The 3,770-nt window shown below is 50.2% G+C and carries 2 protein-coding genes and 1 pseudogene; 2 read left to right on the top strand and 1 reads right to left on the bottom strand.

The genetic code is table 11. The annotated features are described in order from the left end of the window. The first annotated feature begins 61 nt into the window (after positions 1-61). Positions 62-190: a hypothetical protein gene (locus PX482_RS09535; RefSeq protein WP_288023956.1), complete on the top strand. Its 129-nt coding sequence runs from the start codon at positions 62-64 to the stop codon at positions 188-190. Between the two features lie 170 nt (positions 191-360). Further along, complete coding sequence (locus PX482_RS09540) at positions 361-3,105, top strand: beta strand repeat-containing protein (protein ID WP_288122366.1); 2,745 nt, start codon at positions 361-363, stop codon at positions 3,103-3,105. Between the two features lie 308 nt (positions 3,106-3,413). Here PX482_RS09540 and PX482_RS09545 read toward each other — a convergent pair. Continuing rightward, positions 3,414-3,770: pseudogene (locus PX482_RS09545) on the bottom strand (Rpn family recombination-promoting nuclease/putative transposase); the annotation flags it as partial.

Here is a 3,770-nt window from a genome sequence, read left to right on the forward strand (position 1 = left end):
CTGGGAGTGAGCGGGGGGAAAATTCAGGTACTTTTTCCCTGAAAATTAGGTAATTGACCAGATGAAAATCGGTAAAACCCTACACCCCACACCCCACACCCCACACCCTGCCCCCACGAAAAACTTTTTCAGCAAACCCTACTTAAGAGGGCTTTTCCTACCCCCAGTTTTTCCTGCGGGAAAAACTTAGGGTCAAGCCACCATTCAGACTGTCCAAGGAATAACTTTTTTATGTCCACAGGATTTCTACTTGCCCAAACCAGAAAAATTTGTTATAATTTTATCCGAGTAGCCGTTAGGGTCCCCCGACCTCTAGACGAACTCAAATTATCATAACCGTGAGGAGTTGAGATTAAAAACATGGCAATCAGTCCAGAAGTGTACGCTTCGTTAAATATTCTTTATGCTTCCCAAGCTCCGTCAGCCTCTGACATTAGCTTGTGGCAGACTAACCCTAGCTTGACATCCCTGACCTGGGAAGAAACGGTTCTTGTTTTCGCCACTTCGACCGCAGCCCAAGAAACCTATCCCCTCCTAGCTGCCCCTGGAGCCGCCACCGATGCTACCAGAAAGCAGTACGTTCTAGAGGTCTTTAACAATGCCTACGGCCTACAAGAAGCCGATTTAGACCCCGCCGAGATTGACTACTGGGTTGAATGGCTCGGTCTCACCAATTCCGACGGTAGTCCCGCCGACAGCGATGGCAACGGCATTCCTAATATTTTAGATTTCCCCATCGTCCTTAACCAGTTCCAGCCCCCTGCAATTCAACAGGCCCTGGTCAACCGGGCAGAAGTAGCTCTTGATTTCGCTGCCCAGTTCCAACTGCAAGGTATTACTAGCTTTACCGAGGAATACTACAACACCTCTTGGAGCATCCTCGAAACCGTCACAGCAGAAGAGGCTAGTGTTACTGCGGCCAAAGACCTTAATATTTTGGCGGCCCAGGCGGCGGCTGGTGTGGGCAACAGTGCCATCCTCACCGCAGGTGTGGACATACTCACCGCCAATAGCTTCCTCGCTCCGACGGTCAATAATTTCGGTGAATTTAACGCCACCTTCAACAGTGGTGACAATCTCACCGGTTCCGGCACCAACCCCACCTTGACAGTTCTCAACACCGGTGGAGACACCCTCAATACCGGTCCAGTGCTACCGACGATGAAGGGCATCGAGACCCTCAACGTGGTTAATACGGGCAAAGATGCCTTATTACAGGTATTCGGTGCTAATGTTGTTGGGGTTAAAAATGTTGACCTATCAGATAGCACAAAAGGACTTGATCTCAGCAACTTCCAGACGGCGGTAGAAAAAGTCTCGGTCAATCGTACTGGCCTCACTGCTGACGTACCACTCACTATCACTATTGCGGGTGCCGCTCTAGCGGGTAGTGAAGATACAGTGGCTGTCACCCTCAATCAGGTGGGTAGCTTCAGCCCCGTCACCGGTGCTGCTGCCACTTTCTTAACCTTAGGACTTAGTCCGGTATCGGGTAACAATGGTTACGAAAAGATTTCCATCGAAAGCAAGGGTCTAGCCAACGCTGTGAAGGCACTAACCGCCACTGGCTCGAAGGAAATCACCATCACTGGAGATCAGGATCTCCTCATCGCTGCTGCTCTCCCCAACACCGCCACCAAGCTGGACGCTTCTGCCCTTGAAGGTGATCTGGACGTGACTGCGGGCAACGGTACAGTGGATTTCCTCGGCGGCAAAGGTAATGACACTTTCCGTTTCAAGGCAGGTGAGTTCACTGCCACCGATAAAGTGGACGGTGGCGACGGTGCCAACACTTTAGCAGTAGCGGCGGCAGATGCAGAAACCATTACCGCAGCCGATACCAACATCAAAAATACCCAAAGCCTGACCTTATCTAGTGGAGGCACGGCTAACAAGACTCTCCGGGCTGACCTAATCGGTGATAAGATCACCACGGTGACCCTAGCCGCACCGACTGCGGATAACTACACGATCCGCTTTGCCGCAGGTGCCAACTCGGTTAACGTCTTAAAGAATACATCTGTTGGTTTTACTCTCAACGTACAAGCCAATGGTGGTGGTAACAACGATTCTTTGACCTTCACCATCGACGGCGATGATCCCACTACTCCTTTGCAAACAGAAAAGGCTAACATTGCTGTCGGCAACCTCAACCTGAATAACACCGACACGCCTAACCTCTCGATCGAGCAACTTAAGCTTGTCGTCAATAACTCTGGCGCTGGTACTCATAAAATTGGCGCAATAACCCTTCCTCAGACCCCTGGTGTGGTGGAAACCATCACCATCACTGGTAACTCCAGCCTGACAATCATTGGTGCAGTGACAGCCGAGAAATTGGATGCTTCTGGTCTGACGGAGGCAACCGCTGGAACCACTGGTTTAACCATGACGCAAGTATCTAACCCGGGATCTACTGTGGGAATTAACCTCACCGGCTCCACTTTCGATGATGCTCTGTTTGGTAGTAAGAACAATGACTTCATCAGTGGCGGTACTGGAAAAGACACCATCACTGGTTCTGTTGGTCCTGACCAGATCACATTAGGGGATGGGTTCGATACGGTTATCTTCACCAAGGCTGTGGCTGGAAATGCAGCGTTAAATGTGCAAGCTAGTTACAGCACCGTCACCGATTTCCTCACTGGTGCCACCAAAACTACCACCGACCTCATTACGATTTCAACCGCTGGTGTTAGTGGTGCTACTGCCCCCTTAGAGACCCTTAAGAATACTGCTGTGGCTGCTGGTGATGAGGTGGCGACTATCTCGGTGGCCCAGGGTGCTACGGTTAACCTATCAACCGAGACGGCCAATTTCCTCAGACTCACGGAGACAGGCAATAACACGGCAGGTAACACCGCACAGGAAGGCTTTAATGCCGCTATCGCTGGTGGAGAGATCACTGTTGGTGCGGCTGGTATTGATATTCTCACCTCCTACTACGATTCGGCTAATAGCCAGATGGTATTGGGTGTAGTCAATAGTGGTGGCGATGCGAAGATTAAAGCGACAGATGTTTTCACCGTCATTTCCCGCGTGGAGATGACTGCTGGAGATTACGCTATCTTCGGCAACGCTCAGTTTAACACTTTCATTGCTTAATCCTCTGCCCCTCGGCTAGAAAAAACCTCCCCTTATCGGGGGGGTTTTTGGTTTTTTCTAGTTCTAGGGTTCTACCTTTGCCTCCTGTGAGTAACGCACAGAAAACGGGTTTCTCCGAGAAACCCGTTTTCTACCTTTGCCCCTACTTTTTCAGCTTTTCTGGGGGAAGTAGTAGGGTTAATTCATGAATTAACTCTCATAGTAGGGTTAATTCATGAATTAACCCTACCCTTGATCCCCCCTTAATCCCCCCTTGATAAGGGGGGTGTCGATCCCCCCTTCCCTCCTTGATAAGGGGGGTGATAGCTTCAATTTCCTCGCGACTTTTCTGGGGGAAATCGCTTTAAGAGTTCCTGCTTAGAACACTGTAGGAGTAAAGGGGTAAATTCTTCCGGGGACAGTTGTAAAATCCGGCTGATAATAGCTTGAATTTCTGGGTCTAACTCACCAAAACGGACTCGGAGCAGGTTTTCCACCACCAGACGTTCCCCCTCTTGCAGACCCCGTTCTAGACCCCGTTCTAGACCCCGTTCTAGACCCCGTTCTAGACCCCGTTCTAGACCCCGTTCTTCTCCTTCGGCCAGTGCCTCTTGATAGACTCTCGTTTGTTTTAAATCACTTAGTCCAAACATAGCTTCAATTTCCTTGCGACTTTTCTGGGGGAA

The sequence above is a fragment of the Microcystis sp. M53602_WE12 genome (genome assembly GCF_030065455.1).
In the GTDB taxonomy this organism is placed as follows: Bacteria; Cyanobacteriota; Cyanobacteriia; order Cyanobacteriales; family Microcystaceae; genus Microcystis; species Microcystis aeruginosa.

Bases quoted from the DNA above. Each gene is read 5' to 3' on its own strand.
- PX482_RS09535 (WP_288023956.1), top strand. From the start codon at position 62: ATGAAAATCGGTAAAACCCTACACCCCACACCCCACACCCCACACCCT.
- PX482_RS09540 (WP_288122366.1), top strand. From the start codon at position 361: ATGGCAATCAGTCCAGAAGTGTACGCTTCGTTAAATATTCTTTATGCT.